Origin of the sequence: Cobetia sp. L2A1 (assembly GCF_009796845.1) — a bacterium.
GTDB lineage: Bacteria > Pseudomonadota > Gammaproteobacteria > Pseudomonadales > Halomonadaceae > Cobetia.
Genome location: NZ_CP047025.1, coordinates 1,332,149 through 1,353,705 on the forward strand (window position 1 = coordinate 1,332,149; position 21,557 = coordinate 1,353,705).

The window sequence follows — 21,557 nt, forward strand, 5'->3', positions numbered from 1 at the left end:
GTGAGAAAAAAGTAACGACTCAGGCGCTGGTGAGGCTGCCGAAATAGCGTGCGACTTCATCACTCCCACCGATGTGCTCACCATCGATCCAGACCTGCGGTACGGTGGCGCGGCCGGTCATGGCACGCAGTGAACGGGAGGTGACGCCACGGGTGCCGACTTCAATCACCTCGTAGCTGATACGGGCCTCGTCCAGCATCTGTTTGGCACGTGCGCAGTACGGGCAGCCCGGCTTGCTGAACAGGGTGGCGAAGCTCGGACGACCGGCATCGACATCCAGGTAATCGAGCATGGTGTCGGCATCGGAAACTTCAAAGGGGTCGCCCGGCTTCTGCGGTTCGATGAACTGCTTCTCGACCACGCCATTGCGGACCAGCATGGAATAGCGCCAGCTGCGCTTGCCAAAGCCGAGATCACGCTTGTCGACCAGCATGCCCATGCCGTCGGCGAAATCGCCATTGCCATCCGCAATCAGGCTCAGGTTCTCGGCTTCCTGATGCTCGCCCCAGGATTCCATCACGAAGGCATCGTTGACTGACAGGCAGACGATCTCGTCGACACCCGCGGCGTAGAAGCGGTCTGCCAGCTCGTTGTAGCGCGGCAGGTGAGTGGAAGAGCAAGTTGGGGTGAAGGCGCCAGGCAGTGCGAAGACCACCACATTACGTCCAGTGAAGATATCGTCACTGGTACGATCAACCAGTCGACCGTCGCGGCGAATCTTGAAGTTGACGACGGGAACTTGCTGGCCTTCGTGTGTATCAAATTGCATGTAACGGGCTCCTGCCTCTCGAGGCATATCCAATCAGGGTGGCGGGCTACTGATATTCGTTCTCGTGAACATCGAGGAATCAGTGCCTTGCGAAACTGGAGCCAGTCTATGCAGATGCTGCTACGGGGTGAATTTGAATGATTCAAGCGACTCGATAGTTTTTCTTGATCATTGGATGTGGCTGAGGTTTATTTCCTCCTGGAGAGTTGTACAGACTTGATATCTGTCACGATCATCCGCAGATAATGGGTAATGCACAGCACAGCACAGCACAGCACAGTCAGGCAGTGACGGCTGACAAGCGAGGCACGAGATGAATGCTAGAGAGTACATGGCCAAGCACAATCTGGAGGGCGGCAAGGACAAGGAGGAAGACAAGCCTCAGAGTCTGGAAGAACACGCCTGGGCAAGAGCACGTGAATCCGGCAGTCATCGCCCCCGGAGCGGCACGCCGCACGACTGGGAAGACTGGGAAAAGTATCACGAACAGCTGGCGGCTGACTCGGAACAGCTGTCGCAGAAGATCGATCACGATTCTCGTGTAAAGGCATCTCAGTCGAAAGAAGCTAGCGATACCGACGGTGAAGGTCATCAAGACAGTGGCAGTGATAATGACCATGTCGGTAGAGACACCAGCAGTAAACATACACATTGATATTGAGTGCATCAGTCTCGATGAATACGTACTGGCAAGATAGGTGCTGGTGCAAGACTGGTGACAAGTGACCTATCGTTCATGACTTCCGTGAGTTCACGGTCGTCATATCCAGACCGCAAGGAGCACATCATGGATATTATCCGCATCATATTGGCTATCATTTTGCCCCCGTTAGGGGTACTGATGCAGGTCGGGATCGCCAACAAGCACTTTTGGATCAACATCATCCTGACGTGCTTCGGTTTCCTGCCAGGCGTCATTCATGCTGTATGGGTCATTACCAAGTTTTGATGCCGTGAATCGTTGAAAGATTTTGAAACCTGAAAGCCCCACTCGCAGACTCTGCGGGTGGGGCTTTTTGCGTTGGCACTTTTTATCGACATTCAGACGGCTGTTTGCCTGAAAGGCACGCCATATATCGGCTGTAAAGAGGCGTAGCTCATTTATCGTATTGACGCACGGGCTGAGTTAAACGCTATTCAGCGCGGGAATACCTTGTCGACTTTGGTTTGACGCCGTAGGGTCAAAGTGGATGGCAGTGGCGGAGAGGGCGGTGGGCAAAGGCCCAGCGGTTCCCGAGTTACCGCTAGACTCCACTAATAAGAACAACATGATGGATACAGCGTATGGTCATGACTGCAGAGCCCGACGTGCCGCAGGAGACCAGCTCCTGTTTTGCTCGATTCAGTGATGTACAGAAGAGTTACGACGGCGAGACGCTAGTGGTCAAGGGCTTCAATCTTGAAGTCCGCCGCGGCGAGTTCGTCACTCTGCTAGGGCCGTCCGGCTCTGGCAAGACCACCTGCCTGATGATGATGGCGGGCTTCGAAACCCCTACCCACGGCGAAATACTTCTTGATGGCGTCCCGATCAATAAATTACCGCCTCACAAGCGCGGTATCGGGATGGTATTCCAGAATTACGCGTTATTTCCGCATATGAGCGTAGCTGAAAATCTTGCCTTTCCACTGGAAGTCCGCGGCATGAGCAAGGAGGAAATCACCAGCAAGGTCGCCAATGCGCTAGACATGGTGAGGCTTGGTGAGTTTGGTGATCGCCGTCCTGGTCAGCTCTCTGGTGGTCAGCAGCAGCGCGTAGCTCTTGCTCGTGCACTGGTATTTGAGCCTGAATTGGTGCTGATGGATGAGCCGCTTGGCGCGTTGGACAAAAATCTGCGAGAAGAGATGCAGTTCGAGATCAAGCGTATTCATCAGCGTCTTGGCGTCACCATGCTGTATGTGACGCATGATCAAACAGAAGCGCTGACCATGTCGGACCGTATTGCGGTCTTCAATGATGGCATCGTGCAACAGTTGGCTACGCCCGAGGCGTTGTATGAAGCGCCCGAGAATGCGTTTGTGGCGTACTTCATCGGTGAGAACAATCGACTCAATGGTGTGGTATCTCGTCTAGATGGTGGCGAAGCGTACTGCACGGTGACACTCGATGGTGGTGAGGAGGTCAAGGCATTGCCGGTCGCCATAAAGGCCATGGGTGAGCGAACTCAGCTCTCACTGCGCCCGGAGCGAGTGCGGCTGTTGGCGGAAGAGAGCAGCGATGCGCCGTTGCCGGACAATGTCTTCACCGCCGAGGTCAAGGAAGTGATCTATCTTGGGGATCACCTGCGAACTCGCGTAGCAGTCTGCGGAAGTGAGGAATTCATCATCAAGACCCCCAATGCTGACGGTTATCCGGTGCTGAAGCCCGGGCAATCATTGAAGGTCGGCTGGGATGCACAAGACTGTCGTGCGCTGGATGCCTAGGGGCAGGTGACGCAGGCACGGGGCAGTACGCAGCAATCAAGACAGCACAACAACAATAAATCAGGGAGAATCATCCATGTCAGTGATCAAGAAAATCATTCCATCTCGTTCGGGTATACCACTGCGCGGTGCGTTGGTGATTGCCATCGCCGCCGCGGGGATGAGCGCAGGCGCCGTACAGGCTCAGACGCTCAATATCGTGTCGTGGGGCGGCGCTTACAGCGATAGTCAGCTCAAGGCCTATCATGAGCCGTGGGAGAAGAAGAGCGGCGATACCATCATCAATATCGACAAGTCTTCCAATGCACTCTCGGGGCTACGTGCTCAGGTGCAGGCCGGTAATGTGACGTGGGACCTGGTGGACATGCTACCCAGTGATGCGTTGATTGCCTGCTCGGAAGGACTGATCGAACCACTGGATGCCGATACGCTGTTTGCACCGGCACCGGATGGCACACCGGCCAGTGAGGATTTCATCGAGGGCTCGCTGAGCGAGTGCTTCGTGCCGCAGATCGTCTATTCCAACATTGTGGCGTTCAATACCGAGATGTTCCCGGAAGACAAGCAGCCAGACTCCATCGATGATGTCTTCAATCTCGAGGAATTCCCGGGCAAGCGTGCGCTGCAGAAAAAGCCGATCAACAACCTGGAGTGGGCATTGGTCGCTGACGGTGTAGCGCCGGAAGATGTCTATGCCACGCTGGACACGGACGAAGGCATTGAGCGTGCCTTTGCCAAACTCGATACCATCAAGGACAGCGTGATCTGGTGGGAAGAGGGCGCACAGCCACCGCAGCTGCTGGCGGATAAGGAAGTCGCCTTCGCCTCAGCGTATAACGGCCGTATCTTCAATGCTGAAGTGAATGAAAAACAGCCATTCTCGATCGTCTGGGATGCCCAGGTCTTCGAGCTGGATGGTTGGGTGGTACCGACTGGCAAGCTGGACAAGGTCAAGGACTACCTGATGTTTGCCACTGATACTCAGCGGCTGGCGGATCAGGCCAAGTACATTTCCTACGGCCCAGCGCGTACTTCGTCTGCATCACTGGTCTCGACTCATGCTGATACTGGCATCGACATGAAGCCACACATGCCGACCTATGGCCCCAACTTCGAGACTGCCATCCCCAAGGATGATGAGTTCTGGGCAGATAATCTCGATGAGCTAAGCCAGCGCTTCAACGCCTGGCTGGCACGTTAATCCTCGCACTGTCCTCGATGGCTCCAGTGGCTTAGGCACGCTGGAGTCATTCTTGATGATGCTCGACAGCCATGCGCTATCGTCATGTGTCTGCCGAGTTTTCGCGGATGGCCGATCAAGGAGTGCAGGATGAGTGATTCCTCCGTACCGGCAACGTCCGGCCCCGAGGGGCTGACTACCGCAGACGGTGTCCCCCTCAAGCAGAGTCTCAATCGCGCCGTGCGCCGCAGTCGCCTCAAGGCACTGTTGCTCGTGGCGCCGCTGTTGATCTTCATCGGGCTGGCCTTCGTCATGCCCATCTTCGACATGCTGTCACGCAGTGTCGATAACCCTGAAGTCTCGACCTACCTCCCGCGAACCAGTGAGTCATTGACCCACTGGGACGGAGAAGGATTGCCGGATGAGGCAGCCTATGCAGCATTGGCTCAGGATCTGGAGGCTGGTCTCAAGGCACGTAATCTGGGGCGAGTGGCATCACGCCTCAATTATGAAATGTCCGGTATGCGCTCCTTGTTCACGAAGAGTGCACGCAAGGCAGGGCGGATGGAGCCACCGTTCAAGGAAGCCCTCATCAAGGCTGACAAGGACTGGCAGGACCCGGATATCTGGCGATTGATCAAGCGTGAGTCTGGGCTTTATACCGCGTCCTACTATCTCGCAGCGATAGATCGACAGTTCTCGCCGACAGGGGAAATTGTCGAGAAGCCTGAGTATCTGCAGATCCATGTGGTGCTGTTCATCCGTACTTTCTGGATGAGTGCCGTCATCACGGGGCTAGCGCTATTGCTGGCTTATCCGGTGGCCTGGCTATTGGCGACCTTGCCTGCAGGGCGTGGCAATCTGTTGATGATTCTGGTGCTACTGCCATTCTGGACCTCACTGCTGGTACGTACGACCACCTGGATCGCAATCCTTCAACAACAGGGGGTACTCAATGACATGTTGGTGGGGGTAGGGCTGATCGCTGAAGAGGCGCGCATCCAGATGATCTACAACAAGACGGGCACCATCATTGCGATGACGCACATCCTGTTGCCATTCATGATCCTGCCGCTCTACTCGGTCATGAAGACCATTCCGCCCAGCTATATGCATGCCGCCCGTTCCTTGGGGGCAGGGCCAGTAACCGCCTTCCGACGTGTCTACTTCCCGCAGACATTGCCTGGTATCGGAGCAGGCTCCATTCTGGTGTTCATCCTCTCCATCGGCTATTACATCACGCCGGCGCTGGTGGGTGGGCAGTCCGGTCGCTTCATTACCAACTTCATCGCCTACCACATGCAGACCTCGCTCAATTGGGGGCTGGCAGCGGCCATTGGCTCAATTCTGCTGGTCGTGGTGATCCTCTTCTATCTGGTCTACAACCGCTTGATCGGTGTGGACAAGGTCAAACTGGGGTGACAGATGGCCATACCTTCTTATGCAACGCGCGGTGAGCGGATCTGGCATTGGGTTTTCTGTACGCTCTGTGCGCTGATCTTTCTATTTCTGATCGGGCCAATCCTGGTCATCATCCCACTATCGTTCAATGCTGAACCGTACTTCACCTTCTCGGACAAGATGCTCTCGCTGGACCCTGAGGGCTTCTCGCTGCGCTGGTATCAGGACTTCTTTACCTCCGATGAGTGGATGCGTGCCATAAAGAACAGCATCATCATCGCGGTCTGTGCGACGGTGCTGGCCACGGTATTGGGAACACTGGCGGCGTTGGGGCTCTCGAGTCGCTTCATGCCGTTTCGCAATACCATCATGGCGATTCTGATCTCGCCGATGATCGTGCCATTGATCATCAGTGCGGCGGCAATGTTCTTCTTCTTCTCAAAGCTGGGCCTGACCCAGACCTATCTAGGGGTCATTCTGGCGCATACGGCGCTGGGTATCCCCTTCGTGGTCATCACGGTCACCGCAACGTTATCGGGATTTGATCACTCATTGACGAGGGCAGCTCACTCGCTAGGGGCGAGCCCGAGTCGTACCTTCTTCCGCATCATCTTGCCGTTGGTGACACCGGGTGTGGTGTCGGGGGCGCTGTTTGCCTTCATCACCTCGTTTGATGAGGTGGTCGTGGTGCTGTTCATTGCCGGTCCGGCGCAGACCACCATTCCGATCAAGATGTGGTCCGGTATTCGCGAAGAAATCAGCCCGACCATTCTCGCAGTCGCCACGTTGCTGGTACTGGTGTCGATCATGCTACTCGCCACACTTGAGATGATCCGCCGTCGAAATGAGCGCCTGAGAGGTCTGACGCCCAGCTGAGATGGCATTGCATGACATGAAAGCCCCCGCAAACGGCGTTTGCGGGGGCTTTCATGTCTTTGAGAGCACCCTTATTGCCAGCAAGTTACCGCTGACCTCAAGTACTGTCTGGCCTTATATGATGGCTAGCCGTGTGCGCCTAGCCGCTTGTAAAGCGTCGTACGACTGATATCCAGTGCGCGGGCCAATCGTGAGACATTGCCACCGAGCGCATCCAGCGCTATTTGCAGTTCTTGTGCGGAAGACAGGTCGTGCAGTGCAGCGATGTGATCATCAAGTGAGTTCTTGGTGACTCGCGAATCGTTATCCGCAAATGATAGTGGATCGGTGTGTGATGGGCAGATGGTGGAAGGTGAAGCCCACAATGCAGGCGACGCAGCAATACCGGCAGTGAAATTCATCACATTCTGCGCGGGATGAAGCATCAGATGGACAGCATCCAGTTGATCACCATCGCACAACGCCAGCGCCAGGCGTAAGCAGTTCTCCAGCTCGCGGATATTTCCCGGCCAGTCATGATCGCGCAAGCAGCGAAGGATGTCCGGTGAAAGGGAGGGTGTATGACGTTGCTGCTCAGCACATAGGCGTGTGAGCAGGGCGTGACTCAGGCCATCGATATCCTGACGCTCTCGCAATGGTGGCAGGGTGATGGTGGCGCCACACAGACGATAATAGAGATCAGCACGGAAGCTGCCTTCACGAACGCGCTCCAGCAATGGCTGATGCGTTGCTGCCACCAACTCGAAGTCGACCCGTCGTGGCTGGCCACCGCCCAGTGGAGTGATCTCGCGTTCTTGCAGCACTCGTAACAAGCGCGCTTGAACGTGCAGCGGCATGTCGCCAATTTCATCGAGAAACAGCCGGCCGCCATTCGCTTCTAGCAAGCGTCCCTCACGGCCTGCCGGGTCTGCCCCGGTGAAGGCTCCTCTGCGATATCCGAATAGCTCGGCCTCCACCAACTCAGTCGGCAACGCCGCGCAATTGATGGCTACCAGCGGCTGATGGGCACGACTGCTGGCTTGATGAAGTGCCTTGACCACCTCCTCTTTCCCGACACCTGTTTCCCCTTGTAACAGCAGTGGCAAGCGAGCATTGGCGAGCCGTTGCAGCAGGGCACACACCTGCGCCCATCCCGGGTCGCCATGATGAAGTCGCGCCAGGCTAGCAGTGAGGGGAGCGGTTGTTGAGGCTGAAGGAGAGGGTGAGTGAGGTGTCGGAGCGGTATGCGATGCCGGTGCACGAGGAGTAATGCGAGGCACAGGTGGTTGGCAGCGTAGCGCATAACCCGTGAGCTGCGGATGATCCGTCAGTATTCGCTGACCGCCTCCCGTCAGTGCCGACCAGTCCAGCTGCCAGCGATCCAATGACTGGCCCAATAATAGATGCACATCGTCTCGCGTCGGTATATTCCCCCCCTTGATGAGGTCATCACCAGTGTCTGTGGTCAGCTGATTGGCGAGCCACTGTAGACCGCGTCTACTGGCGGCGGCGATGACACCGGAAGGCGTGACGGCTAGCAGTGCTGCACTGGGCGAATCCAGCTGGCTCATGTTGAGATGCAGTCGTAGCAGATGATGGTCAGTTCCAAAATGCTCGCCCATACGACGCTGTTCGATGTCATCGGCCAGCACGCTCAGCATGCCCAGGCTGTACTGGCGCACACGGTAAGGATCACAGATCAGCCCCAGGCATCCTTCGCAAGCCCCCGGTGTCAGGCCACGGCTTGACTGCCAGCGCGCTGGAGACAACAGCGCCGCACTCGCACTGGCCAGCCCTTTGAGCAAAGGGGCTTCATGATCTTCCAATGCCACTCGCGCGAGACGATTGGCGCGTGGCGCGTTGAGTGTCTCGGCCAGTGCATTATGTCCAAGTGACTCTTCGCGCCAGCGGGCACCGGGGTTCAACAGCAATGCATCTCGCCCCAACAAGCGCTGATGACCATAACTGGCCAGCACCACGCCGTCGCGATCCGTCAATACCAGACAAGCCTGCCAGTGCTTCAACAGATTATGTATATGGCCAGCGACAGCTGCCTCGACGGTTGCCATCAGACTGGATGCCTGACGCTGGCGCCAAGCCAATTCATCGGGCGGGCAGGCAGTATTGAGAGCAGTATCGGCGAGCGGGTCACTGAAGAACGAATGGCGGGCAAGGGAGTGATTGGTAGGTGAGCTGTTGGAATCTGACGCAGTGGCAGGTGCCACAGATTGTGTGGCTAAAGGATCAGCGGCGTGATGTGACGGCATGGTAGCCCCTTGTACGACGGACCCTGAGGGCCTCTGTTGTTATATGCCTGATCAATTGGGGTGTTCACGAGAATGTTCACTAGTGCGCGCCAAGTGTTCAATCTCGCCGCCCAATCTGTTCAGTTACTGTTCATCAGAGTAGTGGCAAAAGCACCATTCCGCGGGCTAGACCATCGTCGTCCCCCTTCCTTGGTCGGGTATGGCAAGCCACTGAAAGGGCATGAGAAGGCAACATTCTTTACGCGTCAAAGTTGATGTTGCCGCGCTGCCTGCGGGGCTGATCCGGGATCGTTGGCACGCGGTTCGCTTTATGACAGTCAACAGGTGGGCGTGAACACTTGGCAGAGAGCTGCCATGCCAACGCTCTGATGACTTTCACCAGACGAGACAGCGCCATGTCCCTGAGCCTTGAGGCGGTGACCCGCCGGGTTGGCCGCGAGACCCATATCGATACGGTGGACCTGACCTTCGAGCCCGGCTCCTTCAATGTGCTGCTTGGGCGTACCCTATCCGGGAAGACGTCATTGATGCGGTTGATGGCCGGTCTGGATGTGCCCAATGAAGGTCGCATCCTGATGAACGGCGAAGATGTGACCGGCCGACCGGTACGCGAGCGCAACATTTCGATGGTCTATCAGCAGTTCATCAACTATCCGAGTTTGAACGTCTACGACAACATTGCCTCACCGCTCAAGCTGGCGCGCATGGCCCCCGACGAGATTCGTCGTCGAGTGCATGAAATTGCCGAGATGCTGCATATCGAGCCGTTCCTCAAGCGCCAGCCGTCGGAGCTTTCTGGCGGGCAGCAGCAGCGCACGGCGATGGCACGCGCTCTGGTCAAGGACGCCGATCTCGTGCTGTTCGATGAGCCGCTGGTCAATCTTGATTACAAACTGCGTGAAGAGTTACGCCATGAGATGCGCAGCCTGTTCGCGACCCGTAACACCATTGCGGTCTACGCCACGACGGAGCCCGGAGAGGCTCTGGCGCTGGGCGGGACTACCACGCTGATGCACGAGGGACGAGTGCTGCAGTCCGGACCGACCGAGTCGATTTATCACCATCCGGTGAGTGTCGAGGCGGCCCGGCTTTACTCAGAACCCCAGATCAATCTATTCGAGGCTGAAGTACGTGGTCGCGAGTTGTCGTTCTCTGGTGCTGTTGATGCGGGCTCCCACGGCAGTCGCTTCGTGCTGCCTGCTCCGCTGGCGGGATTGGAAAGCGGTGCTTACCGTTTCGGCGTTCGTCCTAGTCACCTGGGGCTCGCACCATTGGCGGATGATGACCTGGAGTTTGCGGTCAATGTGGATATCGCCGAGATTTCTGGCTCCGAAACCTTCCTGCACGTCAGTAATGCTGATCACTCGCTGGTACTGCATTTGTCAGGTATTCACGACTTTGATGTCGATGACGCTATCCGTGTCTACGCGCCAGCACACAAGTTGTTTGTCTATGCCGAAGAAGCAGTGAGAGGGGCTGATAGTGCATTGATTCGCTCTCCGACACGGGCTGATAACACCGTGCCAGCCACCCCATCAGGAGGGCTTGTCTGATGGCAGCGATTCATCTTGATGACCTGGCACATAGCTACATGGCCGCGCCGAGTGGAGATGCTGACTATGCCATTCGGCGCATGAACCATGTCTGGGAGCAGGGTGGTGCCTATGCGTTGCTGGGCCCCTCTGGCTGCGGCAAGAGCACCCTGCTCAATATCATCTCGGGTTTGCTGGCACCATCGGAAGGCGCGGTGCGCTTCGATGATCGGGTGGTCAATCATCTACCCCCGGAAGAGCGCAATATCGCACAGGTTTTTCAGTTCCCTGTGGTCTACGACACCATGACGGTCTACGACAATCTGGCCTTTCCGCTACGCAATCAGCGTCAACCGGAACACAAGGTGCAATCGCGGGTACGTGAGATTGCCCAGGTGCTGGAGCTGGAATCACTGCTCCAGCGGCGTGCTAGTAACCTGACGGCTGATGAAAAGCAGAAAGTGTCGATGGGGCGTGGACTGGTGCGCGACGACGTGGCCGCCATCCTGTTTGACGAGCCGCTGACGGTGATCGACCCGCACCTCAAGTGGAAGCTGCGTCGCAAGCTCAAGCAGATCCATGAGCAGTTCAACATCACGATGGTCTACGTGACCCATGATCAGCTCGAGGCATCGACCTTCGCCGACAAGATCGCGGTCATGTACGAGGGGCGCATCGTCCAGTTCGGCACTCCTCGCGAGCTGTTTGAAGACCCCGCTCACACCTTTGTGGGCTACTTCATCGGCTCGCCCGGCATGAATCTGGCGCGTATCTCACTTGAAGCACAAGGCGTGCGACTGGGAGAGGGTGAGTCCGCACCATTGCTCACATTACCCCGCCCATTACTGGCGACATTGGCCGAACGTTCGGGAGAACTCAAGCTGGGCATTCGCCCCGAGTTTGTAGCGCTTGAGGCGATAGAGCTTGAGACGATGGAACTCGAGGCCGCATCACCTGAAAGAAGCGAGCCTGAAAAGGCGGATCACTGGCTGAGCGGCCAGGTCCTGCTGGTGCAGGATCTAGGGACCTACAAGGTAGTGGATATCGATATCGGCGGTGGCTGTGTCTTCAAGGCACGTATCGAAGAAGATGCCGTCATTCCGCATGGGCGAGTGCGTGTGCGCTTACCGGCCCGCTGGCAGCGCTTCTATCTGGACGAACATCTGCTGGATGTTCAGCCGATGTCGGCTGCCGCAGATATTGGTGTCGTCGATAACAAGGGAGGAGCGGCCTGATGCAGCGCACTCACAACAATCGCGCCTGGTGGCTGGTGCTGCCGGTTGTCATCGTGGTGGCCTTTTCGGCCATCATCCCGATGATGACGGTGGTCAACTACTCGGTGCAGGACATCTTTGATCCCTCGACGCGCTTCTTCGTCGGTACCGAGTGGTATCGCGAGATTCTGCGCGATGAGCGGTTGCACGATTCGTTGATCCGCCAGTTCATCTACTCTTTCGCCGTACTGGCCATTGAGATACCGCTCGGTATTGCGGTAGCACTCTCGATGCCGCGCAAGGGTGCGATGGTCTCGCTGTGCATGATTCTGTTGGCCCTGCCGTTGCTGATTCCCTGGAACGTGGTCGGCACCATCTGGCAGATCATCGGCCGTGAGGATATTGGGCTCTATGGTTGGGCGTTGGGTCAGTTGGGGATTGACTACAACTATGCTTCCAATCCGGCAGATGCCTGGGTGACGGTGCTGGTAATGGATGTCTGGCACTGGACCTCGCTGGTGGCGCTGCTGTGCTACTCCGGTCTCAGAGCGATTCCCGATGTCTATTATCAGGCTGCGCGGATTGATCGTGCCTCGCCGTGGGCCGTGTTCCGTTACATCCAGCTACCCAAGCTCAAAAGTGTGCTGTTGATCGGCATCATGTTGCGCTTCATGGACAGCTTCATGATCTACACCGAGCCCTTCGTGCTCACCGGTGGTGGTCCCGGCACCACTACCACCTTCCTGTCGCAGACCCTGACCCAGATGGCGATTGGCCAGTTCGACCTCGGACGCGCCGCTGCCTTCTCGCTGATCTACTTCCTCATCATCCTGCTGGTCTCGTGGCTGTTCTATACCGCGATGACCCATCAGGACAGTGACGACGCCTGAGGAGACGAGTGATGAAAACACGCAAGCGTCTGGTAATGACGATTTACCTACTGTTTCTGCTGGTGCCGATCTATTGGCTGTTGATCATGTCGTTCAAGTCGAATCAAGAGATTCTGGGCGGCCTGACACTATGGCCAGAGAACTTCACCTTCGATAACTATCACGTGATCTTTACCGACCCGAGTTGGTACATGGGCTATGTGAACTCGATGAGCTATGTGGTGCTCAACATGGCCATCTCGCTGACAGTGGCACTGCCGGCGGCCTATGCCTTCTCGCGTTATCGCTTTCTCGGTGACAAGCATCTGTTCTTCTGGCTGCTGACCAACCGTATGGCACCGCCAGCCGTGTTTCTGCTGCCGTTCTTCCAGCTCTACTCTTCGGTTGGTCTGTTCGACACTCCATTGGCGGTGGCGTTGGCGCACTGTCTGTTCAATGTGCCGCTGGCGGTATGGATTCTGGAAGGCTTCATGTCTGGGGTGCCGAAAGAGATCGATGAGACGGCATACATCGATGGCTACAGCTTCCCACGCTTCTTCCTGACGCTGTTCATTCCGATGATTCGTCCGGGAATCGGAGTGACAGCCTTCTTCTGCTTCATGTTCTCGTGGGTGGAGCTGCTGTTGGCGCGCACGTTGACGGCGACGGAGGCCAAGCCGATCGCGGCGGTGATGACGCGAACGGTCTCGGCCTCAGGGATCGACTGGGGCGTACTCGCTGCCGCCGGTGCCCTGACGCTGATTCCCGGCATTCTGGTGATCTACTTCGTGCGTAACCATGTTGCCAAGGGCTTCGCGCTAGGCCGTGTGTGATCGGCGTCTTGAGCGCTCTTCACGGGAGCGCTCCTCATTTGAGCCCATCGCGCTAAATATCGACGGCGGGCTGTAAGAGGAAACACTCATGGAATGGATGGCCTGGACACTACCTACGACACTGTTCTTTGCGGGAATTGGCATCATTCTGCTGGGCATGACTGCTTGGCAGTTTGCGACGCCTACACTTAGCCGACAGGGGTTTCTGCCAATCGCCACTACCCGCGGCGACCGCCTGTTCATCGGTCTACTCTCCAGCGGCTGGCTACACCTGTTGTGGCTGGGCTTCACCGATCAGGTGCTATGGATCGCCAGTATCGCCTGCGTGATCTGGATGCTGCTGCTGATGAAGTGGGGCTAGGCACGTGTGCAAGAGAGAGTGGCGGTCAAGCGGGAGGTCGCCTGACATGAAAGGACATTGCCCTCGGGCACCTTGGTAGGGCGTGCAATAGAGCGTGGCAATAAGGTGTGGGGAAACAGCGACAGGGAACCCGGGCTACTGAGAAGAGTCCCAAGCGGTTCTGATGGGAGTCTCCGCCATCATCACTATCACTGCCATTGCTTCTGTTTTGCCAAGGATTGTCCTGAATGTCGTCTTCTGAATCTTCCGCTTCTCGTCGTATGACTCGCTTGCTGTTATCGGGGCTGGCCATCATCAGTGTGCTGGGTATCGGGTATTGGGTTAGCCAGTCACGTGAGGCGTCAACGGCGGCGCAAGGCACATCCGCCACGGCAGCCAGACCGTCTGCTACTGAACCGTCTTCTCCTGAAAAGAATGTGACTGAGCACGATATTGATAAGCAGGAGACGGTGTCAGACATGCCGTTGTGGCAGCGTTATCGCAGCACTTGGCTTGCCAATCGTGATCGATCTGCTGAAGAGCGCGTGGCACTACCGTTGCCTGATTTCTCGCATGCTGGCTATCGACAGGGTGAGGCGTTGCCGGCCTCCGTCAATGTGCAAAAGAGTGGGCAGCGAGCTGATGAGAACACACGCCGCTTTGACGTGACTGACTACGGTGCGCGCGGCGATGATGAGATGAGCGATCGTGTGGCCGTCCTCACGGCACATGCTGCGATGCGTCGCTGGCAGCAGGCGGACAGTACTGACCACAGTGACAGTAGTCCGCGACATGGGGTGCTCTATTTTCCTGCTGGAGATTACGTTCTGTATGGCGTTGAAGAGCGTGCCTGGTTCTTTGCACGAATGATTGCTCTCAAGGCAGCGGTGGCTGATGAGGAGCGCCAGCAGGTGTTGCGTGAGGCACTGTTGAAGATGCAGGGCCTGAGTCTGGCAGGCAGTCATTGGACATTGGCAGGTGCGGGCAGTGGCAGCACGCATCTCAAGCAGACGGCCCCCATGCTGCCACTACATGCCAGCTGGTATTGGAGCACGCCTTGGCTACTCCATCTGGGTAGCCTGGACGAGGGAAGAGCGCTGGTCGAGGGTGGCCAGCAGGAAGCCTGGCAGCCACTGGCGGCAAGCTCTCGGAGTCAGCCCGCTGATACGCAAGATACGGTCATGCTGGCGGATTCAGCACAAGATGCGTCCTCGCTTGCAGTGGGTGATGAAGTCCTGCTGGAGAGTATCGACAAGCGCCCTGAAGCGGTGACTCGCGCGTTGGCCCCCTACCAGATGGAGAAGGACGCCAAGACCGGCAAACCACGCTGGTTGATTGAACGTGATGGTGTCGTCAAGCGAGCACGTTATCGCGTGGTGGCGCGAGAGGGAAAGCGTCTGACGCTCTCGCTGCCGCTGGCGCACGAACGCCTTCCGGGTGAATCGTGGCGGATTGCGCGCATTCATCCTGCGCGGGAAGTCGGGGTGGAGGGGGTGGCGTTGAGTGGTAACTGGCGTGGACAGTTCAAGCATCATCGAAGTGCCGAGGATGACAGTGGTTTTGGCCTGTTGGATATCGATGGTGTGACCGACAGCTGGATACGTGACGTGCGGCTCGTCAATTTCAATCAAGGGATCAAGGTGCGTCATAGCTCACAGACAACCCTTGAAAATGTGAAGTTGACCGGCACCCCGGGACACATCGCGATGACGATAAGTGACAGCAACCAGGTGCTAGCAGACAGAATAGTCGACCAAAGTCATGCCTGGCATGCCCCCGGAGTGGCACGCTACGCGACGCATAACGTCTACCTTGAACTTGAGCACGGTGGTGATAGTGGCGTTGAGCTACACGGACAGCAATCGCGGGACACGCTGTTTGATCGCAAGCGCGGTGGCCATGTGCGGGATCGTTGGGGTGCCAGCGTGGGCCATCAGCCCAATCATCTCCGGGGATTGGTGCTGTGGAATCCGGTCAATACCGGTGAGCCGCATGACGCATGGCCCTTCATGCGTGCCGACAGCCATTACGGCAAGGTCATCATGCCGATTGTCGTGGGAGCGACGGGGCGCGCATTGGGGGTTGCCAGCCAGCATGACTATGCACGTGTGATGAATGCCAAGGGCGTGACGGATTACGCTGAATTGCCGGCGATGGATGCGTTACAGGCCATCGTCGAGTCACCGGGAGAAGCCGTGACACCGGCCTCTCTCTATCGTGCTCAGCATGAGCTGGAAGCTGAGAACGCTCATTGAGCAGAAGCTGAGAACGCTCATTGAGCAGAAGATGTTGCAAGAGACACCTGCCAGAAGGAGCCAGAAACGTAACGTCAGTACAGAAGAGTCAATGAAGAGGCGCCAGCAGAAAGATGATGAGCGAGAGCACGCGCCAACATGCAGTAGTCGAGAAAAGTGGTTGATAAAAGCGGTTGAAAACAATAACGCCAATAAAGGGACATCCCATGAGTCAGCAGATGATCAGACCTGCACGCCTGCGTTACGCGATTGCCTTTGCCACTGCCGCTGGATTGGCGGGGCTGTCGAGTCAGGCGATGGCGGATCAGTATCAAGATGCCGCCAAGAAGTGGATCGACAAGGAATTCTCACCCTCCACGCTCAGCAAGGACGAGCAGATGTCCGAGCTTGAGTGGTTCATCAAGGCCGCCGAGCCGCTGCGCGGCATGGAAATCAAGGTGGCGTCCGAGACTCTCACGACGCATGAATATGAGTCCAAGGTGCTGGCCAAGGCCTTCACTGAGATAACGGGCATCAAGCTGACTCACGACCTTATCCAGGAAGGCGATGTCATCGAGAAACTGCAGACCCAGATGCAGTCGGGGCGCAACATCTACGATGCCTACGTCAATGATTCGGACCTGATCGGCACTCACTTCCGTTATGGCAAGGTCGTGCCGATCAGCGACATGATAAAAGGCGATGGCAAGGACTTTACCTCTCCGACGCTGGACCTGGACGACTTCATCGGACTGGACTTCACCACCGGGCCGGATGACAAGCTCTATCAGTTGCCGGATCAGCAGTTCGCCAACCTTTACTGGTTCCGCGCGGACTGGTTTGAGCGTGAAGACCTCAAGAAACAGTTCAAGGACAAGTACGGTTACGAACTGGGCGTACCGGTCAACTGGTCAGCCTATGAAGACATCGCCGACTTCTTCACCAATGACGTCAAGGAGTTGGACGGCAAGCGTGTCTATGGTCACATGGATTATGGCAAGAAGGACCCGTCACTCGGGTGGCGCTTCACCGATGCGTGGTTCTCCATGGCAGGGGCAGGTGACAAGGGGCTGCCCAATGGGTTGCCGGTGGACGAGTGGGGCATTCGGGTCGAGGAATGTCATCCCGTCGGGTCTTCCGTCACGCGTGGCGGTGCCACCAATGGTCCCGCGGCCGTGTATGCGACCGCCAAGTACGTCGAGTGGTTGGACAAGTACGCACCGCCAGAAGCCCAGGGCATGACCTTCTCCGAGTCTGGTCCGGTACCATCCCAGGGCAATATCGCACAGCAGATCTTCTGGTATACCGCCTTCACTGCGGACATGACGCGTGAAGGACTGCCGGTGGTCAACGATGATGGCACGCCCAAGTGGCGCATGGCGCCGTCACCGCACGGCCCTTACTGGGAAGAGGGTATGAAGCTCGGCTATCAGGACGTGGGTGCATGGACCTTCTTTGACTCCACGCCGGAGAAGAATCGTCTGGCCGCGTGGCTGTATGCCCAGTTCGTGACGGCCAAGACTGTCTCGCTCAAGAAGACACTGGAAGGGCTGACGCCGATCCGCGAGTCTGACATCCAGTCACAGGCGATGACCGATGCTGCACCCAAGTTGGGTGGTCTGGTCGAGTTCTACAGAAGCCCGGCGCGCGTGCAGTGGTCACCAACCGGCACCAACGTACCGGATTATCCGAAGCTTGCTCAGCTGTGGTGGCAGTATATCTCTCAGGCTGCCAGTGGCGAGGCGACTCCGCAGGAAGCACTGGATGGGCTAGCCAAGGCGCAGGATCGTATCCTTGAGCGTCTGGAGCGAGCCAATGTGATGCCGAACTGCGGGCCGAAGCTCAATGAAGAACGCGATGCTCAGTACTGGCTAGACCAGCCGGGCGCACCCAAGCCCAAGCTGGAAAATGAAAAGCCTCAGGGCGAGACCATTGCCTATGATGAGCTACTCAAGAGTTGGAAAGAATGATGTCCGAGTCATCAGATTGATGCTGACATGACAAAAAACGCCCCTGCCGGTTTCCCGGCAGGGGCGTTTTTTCATGTGGCACATCCGTCAGAAGCTGTCGGACATATCAGTCGCGACGCTTCAGTCACGACGGTTCAGTCACGATATAGATCGATGCTCGGGCAGGAGCAGATCAACTGACGATCGCCGTGCACGTTATCCACTCGGTTGACCGCCGGCCACTGCTTGGCAGCCTTGACGTGCTCGCTCGGGAAGGCGCCAATCTCACGTGAGTAGCCACGATTCCAGTCAGCATCCATCAGATCTGCCTGAGTGTGCGGGGCATGTATCAGCGGGTTGTCTTCCAGCGTCCACTCGCCTTGCTCGACACGCGTGATCTCGGCACGAATCGCGATCATTGCATCGCAGAAACGGTCGATCTCGTAGAGGGATTCGGATTCGGTCGGCTCTACCATCAGGGTCCCGGCGACCGGGAACGACATGGTTGGCGCATGGAAGCCATAATCGATCAGGCGCTTGGCGATGTCTTCTTCGCTGATGCCGGAAGCAGCCTTGAGCGGACGAATGTCGATGATGCACTCATGTGCCACGGTGCCGTTCTTGCCACGATAGAGCACCGGGTAGTGGCCATCGAGACGGGTGGCGATGTAGTTGGCGTTGAGTATGGCCAGTTCAGTCGCCTCACGCAGACCACGCGCGCCCATCATCTTGATGTAGGCCCAGGAAATCGGCAGGATCGCCGCGGAGCCGAAGGCAGCCGCTGAGACAGCCGTACATTCCGGCTTGACGCCCTGAAGCGGCGTGACTACGTGATTGGAAACGAAGGGTGCCAGATGTGACTTGACGCCGATAGGGCCCATGCCCGGGCCACCGCCGCCATGCGGAATGCAGAAGGTCTTGTGCAGATTGAGGTGTGAGACATCGCCGCCGAAATCGCCGGGACGACAGATACCGACCTGAGCGTTCATGTTGGCGCCGTCGATATACACCTGGCCGCCGTGATCGTGAACGATCTGGCAAGCCTCGCGCACGGTTTCTTCGAACACCCCGTGGGTCGACGGATAGGTGATCATGATGGCGGAGAGCTTGTCACTGTACTGCTCAGCCTTGGTGCGCAGATCATTGATATCGATGTTACCGCTGACGTCACACTCGACCACCACCACCTTCATTGCGGCCATCGCCGCAGACGCCGGATTGGTGCCGTGAGCGGAACTGGGGATCAGGCAGATATCGCGGGCAGCTTCGCCAATGGAGGCTTGATAGCGACGAATTGCCACCAGGCCTGCATATTCACCCTGGGCGCCGGAGTTGGGCTGCATGGAGATGGCGTCGTAGCCGGTGATCTCGACCAGGAAGGCTGACAGCTCATCGATCATCTGACGATAGCCCACCACTTGATCGGAAGGTGCGAACGGATGAATGCTCGCAAATTCGGGCCAGGTGATGGGAATCATCTCGGTGGTGGCATTGAGCTTCATGGTGCAGCTGCCTAGCGGGATCATGGCGTGGGTCAACGACAGATCCTTGTTCTCCAGGCGCTTCAGGTAGCGCAGCATCTCGGTTTCCGAGTGATACCGGCTGAAGGTCGGGTGGGTCAGGAAGTCGCTGTCACGACGGCAGGCAGCAGGGATGCCGCGGGAGCCTGAGGTCAGTAGCTCCTGATCCAGTCCTGCGACTGACAAGCCGTGCTCTTCACCCAGCAGTACGTCAAATAGCACCGCAACATCGGTAGCCGTGGTGGTTTCATCGAGGTTGATCGTGACACGACCATCGCCGTGGTGACGCAGATTGATCTCATGGGTCAGCTCACGGCCCAGAATTTTTCCTTCATCGATATCGGTAATGGTGATGGCATCGAACCAGCTGGAATGCTGCAAGCTCAGGCCGCTGCGCGTGACACCCTCGGCGAGAATGCTGGTCAGGCGCTGCACGCGAGTCGCGATGCGCTTGAGGCCTTCAGCGCCGTGATAGACAGCGTAGAAACCAGCGATATTGGCCAGTAATGCCTGGGCGGTACAGATGTTTGAGGTCGCCTTCTCGCGGCGGATGTGCTGCTCACGCGTCTGCATCGCCATGCGCAGTGCAGGGTTTCCGCGTGAATCCTTGGAGACACCGATGATGCGGCCCGGGATGGAACGCTTGAGCTTGTCGGTCGTGGCAAAGAAGGCAGCATGCGGGCCACCGAAGCCCATCGGTACGCCGAAGCGCTGGGAGGTGCCGACGACGATATCAGCACCGAGGCTACCCGGCGACTTGAGCAGTACGAGGCTGAGCAGGTCGGCGGCGACGACGGTCATCGCGCCCTTTGCGCGAGTGGTTTCCAGCAATGGCGCCAGATCACGCACTTCACCGGTATTGCCTGGATACTGGAACAACGCACCGAAGATATCGTACTCACCGACATTCTCGGCAGCATCGACGATCAGCTCGAAACCGAAGTAGTCGGCGCGAGTACGCATGACGTCCAGCGTCTGCGGCAGCACGTCGTCAGAGATGAAGAAGCGGGTGCTCTTGTTCTTCTTGTTGCCACGTTGACACAGCGCCATCGCTTCAGCGGCGGCAGTAGCTTCATCCAGCAGGCTGGCGTTGGCCAGCTCCATGCCGGTGAGATCCATCACGGCTTGCTGGAAGTTGAGTAGCCCTTCGAGACGGCCCTGAGCGATTTCCGGCTGATACGGCGTGTAGGCGGTATACCAGCCCGGATTTTCCAGCACGTTGCGCTGAATGACGGCAGGCAGGTGGGTGTTGTGATACCCCTGGCCGATATAGGTCTTGAAGACCTTGTTCTGGCGTGCGAGACGCTTGAGGTAGTCCAGCGCCTCAGACTCAGTGCGCGGCCCTTCGAGTTCCAGTTCCCGATTCAGGCGAATCGCGGCCGGTACGGTGCGGTCAATCAGCTGACCGATACTGTCTTCACCGAGCGTGGCCAGCATGCGCGCCACATTGGCATCAGTCGGGCCATTGTGACGGGAAATGAATTCATCGTGTCCGGCCAACTGGGCCAGGGTATGCGTCTCGTGTGCCATGCAAAAAGTCCTGTGCTGCGTCGGGAGCTGCAGAGTGGCGGCTCGCGGGAGGAACATCGCCTTGCCTGTGTGACATCAGCGTATCTCCCGCCTTGAAGCGCGGAATGTGCGATGGCGAGGCAAGGGAGTGAAATGAACAGGTGCTGCAAGGGAAGCTCAACGGCGGCGAAACATGCGCTGAGTGAAGGGCGCCTCCTGCCTTGAAATATATGGCATTTGTAGCAGGAGGCTGACTGGCATCAGGCTTCGCTTTCGACCAGCAGGGTATAAGTCTCAGCGTCTAGCAGCTTCTCGAGCTCATCGCTATCGGCGACTTTCATCTTGAGAATCCAGGCATCGTCGTAAGGGCTTTCATTGACGGACTCTGGTGCGTCTTCGAGGCTCTCATTGATGGCAATGACTTCACCTGCCAGCGGTGCATACAGGTCAGAAGCCGCTTTGACAGATTCGATGACACCGAATTCTTCTTCAAGCGCCAGCTCTCGGCCGATTTCCGGCAATTCGACAAAGACGACATCGCCCAAGGCTTCCTGAGCGTGGTCAGTGATACCGATGGTCACGGTGCCATCACCGTTGTTCTGAACCCACTCGTGACTTTCGGTGTACTTAAGCATGGCAGGAATATTGCTCATGAGTATTTCCT

The 21,557-nt window shown here is 57.3% G+C and carries 17 protein-coding genes; 13 read left to right on the forward strand and 4 right to left on the reverse strand.

The genetic code is table 11. The features are described 5' to 3' along the window. Positions 1 to 19 precede the first annotated feature (19 nt). Positions 20 to 769: a glutathione peroxidase gene (locus GQR90_RS05760; RefSeq protein ID WP_158773280.1), complete on the reverse strand. Its 750-nt coding sequence runs from the start codon at positions 767 to 769 to the stop codon at positions 20 to 22. Between the two features lie 331 nt (positions 770 to 1,100). Here GQR90_RS05760 and GQR90_RS17515 point away from each other — a divergent pair, with 331 nt between their 5' ends. The 6 genes from GQR90_RS17515 (at position 1,101) to GQR90_RS05790 (ending at position 6,647) form a co-directional block, all read left to right on the forward strand. Further along, entirely contained in the window at positions 1,101 to 1,424 is a 324-nt protein-coding gene (locus GQR90_RS17515; protein ID WP_199269478.1) for a hypothetical protein, read from the forward strand. Between the two features lie 132 nt (positions 1,425 to 1,556). Further along, positions 1,557 to 1,718 (forward strand): YqaE/Pmp3 family membrane protein, encoded by a 162-nt coding sequence (locus GQR90_RS05770; RefSeq protein ID WP_035159406.1) that lies wholly within the window; start codon positions 1,557 to 1,559, stop codon positions 1,716 to 1,718. A 335-nt stretch (positions 1,719 to 2,053) separates the two neighbouring features. Next, positions 2,054 to 3,190, forward strand: coding sequence for an ABC transporter ATP-binding protein (locus tag GQR90_RS05775; protein ID WP_442778540.1), 1,137 nt, complete (start codon positions 2,054 to 2,056; stop codon positions 3,188 to 3,190). A 76-nt stretch (positions 3,191 to 3,266) separates the two neighbouring features. After that, complete coding sequence (locus GQR90_RS05780; protein WP_158773281.1) at positions 3,267 to 4,391, forward strand: extracellular solute-binding protein; 1,125 nt, start codon at positions 3,267 to 3,269, stop codon at positions 4,389 to 4,391. 129 nt (positions 4,392 to 4,520) lie between these two features. Further along, positions 4,521 to 5,792 (forward strand): ABC transporter permease, encoded by a 1,272-nt coding sequence (locus GQR90_RS05785; RefSeq protein ID WP_158773282.1) that lies wholly within the window; start codon positions 4,521 to 4,523, stop codon positions 5,790 to 5,792. A gap of 3 nt (positions 5,793 to 5,795) precedes the next feature. Continuing rightward, positions 5,796 to 6,647 (forward strand): ABC transporter permease, encoded by an 852-nt coding sequence (locus GQR90_RS05790; protein WP_158773283.1) that lies wholly within the window; start codon positions 5,796 to 5,798, stop codon positions 6,645 to 6,647. Positions 6,648 to 6,772: 125 nt separating this feature from the next. Here the strand turns inward: GQR90_RS05790 and GQR90_RS05795 are convergent, their stop codons facing one another. Further along, the gene (locus GQR90_RS05795) at positions 6,773 to 8,893 is read right to left on the reverse strand and encodes a sigma-54-dependent Fis family transcriptional regulator (RefSeq protein WP_158775335.1); all 2,121 of its coding nucleotides are present in this window, start codon (positions 8,891 to 8,893) and stop codon (positions 6,773 to 6,775) included. Positions 8,894 to 9,288: 395 nt separating this feature from the next. Here GQR90_RS05795 and GQR90_RS05800 point away from each other — a divergent pair, with 395 nt between their 5' ends. The 7 genes from GQR90_RS05800 (at position 9,289) to GQR90_RS05830 (ending at position 17,885) form a co-directional block, all read left to right on the forward strand. Further along, positions 9,289 to 10,446, forward strand: a complete 1,158-nt coding sequence (locus tag GQR90_RS05800) for an ABC transporter ATP-binding protein (RefSeq protein ID WP_158773284.1) — start codon at positions 9,289 to 9,291, stop codon at positions 10,444 to 10,446. Further along, entirely contained in the window at positions 10,446 to 11,660 is a 1,215-nt protein-coding gene (locus GQR90_RS05805) for an ABC transporter ATP-binding protein (RefSeq protein ID WP_158773285.1), read from the forward strand. Before GQR90_RS05800 ends, GQR90_RS05805 begins: the two co-directional genes overlap by 1 nt. Then, on the forward strand, positions 11,660 to 12,529 hold the full coding sequence (locus GQR90_RS05810) for a carbohydrate ABC transporter permease (RefSeq protein ID WP_024951645.1): 870 nt from the start codon (positions 11,660 to 11,662) through the stop codon (positions 12,527 to 12,529). Before GQR90_RS05805 ends, GQR90_RS05810 begins: the two co-directional genes overlap by 1 nt. 11 nt (positions 12,530 to 12,540) lie before the next feature. Then, positions 12,541 to 13,341 (forward strand): carbohydrate ABC transporter permease, encoded by an 801-nt coding sequence (locus GQR90_RS05815; protein ID WP_024951644.1) that lies wholly within the window; start codon positions 12,541 to 12,543, stop codon positions 13,339 to 13,341. A gap of 88 nt (positions 13,342 to 13,429) precedes the next feature. Continuing rightward, on the forward strand, positions 13,430 to 13,702 hold the full coding sequence (locus GQR90_RS05820; RefSeq protein ID WP_158773286.1) for a DUF2160 domain-containing protein: 273 nt from the start codon (positions 13,430 to 13,432) through the stop codon (positions 13,700 to 13,702). A gap of 227 nt (positions 13,703 to 13,929) precedes the next feature. After that, positions 13,930 to 15,936 carry a DUF4955 domain-containing protein gene (locus tag GQR90_RS05825; RefSeq protein WP_158773287.1) on the forward strand — a complete coding sequence of 669 codons (2,007 nt, stop codon included), beginning with the start codon at positions 13,930 to 13,932 and terminating at the stop codon, positions 15,934 to 15,936. Between the two features lie 206 nt (positions 15,937 to 16,142). Further along, positions 16,143 to 17,885: an ABC transporter substrate-binding protein gene (locus GQR90_RS05830; RefSeq protein ID WP_233266445.1), complete on the forward strand. Its 1,743-nt coding sequence runs from the start codon at positions 16,143 to 16,145 to the stop codon at positions 17,883 to 17,885. A gap of 134 nt (positions 17,886 to 18,019) precedes the next feature. Here the strand turns inward: GQR90_RS05830 and gcvP are convergent, their stop codons facing one another. Together gcvP and gcvH are read right to left on the reverse strand one after the other, a co-directional pair. Next, positions 18,020 to 20,914 carry an aminomethyl-transferring glycine dehydrogenase gene (gcvP, locus tag GQR90_RS05835; protein WP_158773288.1) on the reverse strand — a complete coding sequence of 965 codons (2,895 nt, stop codon included), beginning with the start codon at positions 20,912 to 20,914 and terminating at the stop codon, positions 18,020 to 18,022. Positions 20,915 to 21,153: 239 nt separating this feature from the next. Further along, complete coding sequence (gene gcvH / locus GQR90_RS05840) at positions 21,154 to 21,546, reverse strand: glycine cleavage system protein GcvH (protein WP_158773289.1); 393 nt, start codon at positions 21,544 to 21,546, stop codon at positions 21,154 to 21,156. Positions 21,547 to 21,557: the final 11 nt, after the last annotated feature.

Excerpts from the sequence above, each read along its gene's own strand:
- GQR90_RS05760 (WP_158773280.1), bottom strand. The coding sequence starts at position 769 with ATGCAATTTGATACACACGAAGGCCAGCAAGTTCCCGTCGTCAACTTC.
- GQR90_RS05780 (WP_158773281.1), top strand. The coding sequence starts at position 3,267 with ATGTCAGTGATCAAGAAAATCATTCCATCTCGTTCGGGTATACCACTG.
- GQR90_RS05815 (WP_024951644.1), top strand. The coding sequence starts at position 12,541 with ATGAAAACACGCAAGCGTCTGGTAATGACGATTTACCTACTGTTTCTG.
- GQR90_RS05790 (WP_158773283.1), top strand. The coding sequence starts at position 5,796 with ATGGCCATACCTTCTTATGCAACGCGCGGTGAGCGGATCTGGCATTGG.
- GQR90_RS05810 (WP_024951645.1), top strand. The coding sequence starts at position 11,660 with ATGCAGCGCACTCACAACAATCGCGCCTGGTGGCTGGTGCTGCCGGTT.
- GQR90_RS05820 (WP_158773286.1), top strand. The coding sequence starts at position 13,430 with ATGGAATGGATGGCCTGGACACTACCTACGACACTGTTCTTTGCGGGA.
- gcvH (WP_158773289.1), bottom strand. The coding sequence starts at position 21,546 with ATGAGCAATATTCCTGCCATGCTTAAGTACACCGAAAGTCACGAGTGG.
- GQR90_RS05795 (WP_158775335.1), bottom strand. The coding sequence starts at position 8,893 with ATGCCGTCACATCACGCCGCTGATCCTTTAGCCACACAATCTGTGGCA.
- GQR90_RS17515 (WP_199269478.1), top strand. The coding sequence starts at position 1,101 with ATGGCCAAGCACAATCTGGAGGGCGGCAAGGACAAGGAGGAAGACAAG.
- GQR90_RS05770 (WP_035159406.1), top strand. The coding sequence starts at position 1,557 with ATGGATATTATCCGCATCATATTGGCTATCATTTTGCCCCCGTTAGGG.
- GQR90_RS05830 (WP_233266445.1), top strand. The coding sequence starts at position 16,143 with ATGAGTCAGCAGATGATCAGACCTGCACGCCTGCGTTACGCGATTGCC.
- GQR90_RS05775 (WP_442778540.1), top strand. The coding sequence starts at position 2,054 with ATGGTCATGACTGCAGAGCCCGACGTGCCGCAGGAGACCAGCTCCTGT.
- GQR90_RS05805 (WP_158773285.1), top strand. The coding sequence starts at position 10,446 with ATGGCAGCGATTCATCTTGATGACCTGGCACATAGCTACATGGCCGCG.
- GQR90_RS05825 (WP_158773287.1), top strand. The coding sequence starts at position 13,930 with ATGTCGTCTTCTGAATCTTCCGCTTCTCGTCGTATGACTCGCTTGCTG.
- gcvP (WP_158773288.1), bottom strand. The coding sequence starts at position 20,914 with ATGGCACACGAGACGCATACCCTGGCCCAGTTGGCCGGACACGATGAA.
- GQR90_RS05785 (WP_158773282.1), top strand. The coding sequence starts at position 4,521 with ATGAGTGATTCCTCCGTACCGGCAACGTCCGGCCCCGAGGGGCTGACT.
- GQR90_RS05800 (WP_158773284.1), top strand. The coding sequence starts at position 9,289 with ATGTCCCTGAGCCTTGAGGCGGTGACCCGCCGGGTTGGCCGCGAGACC.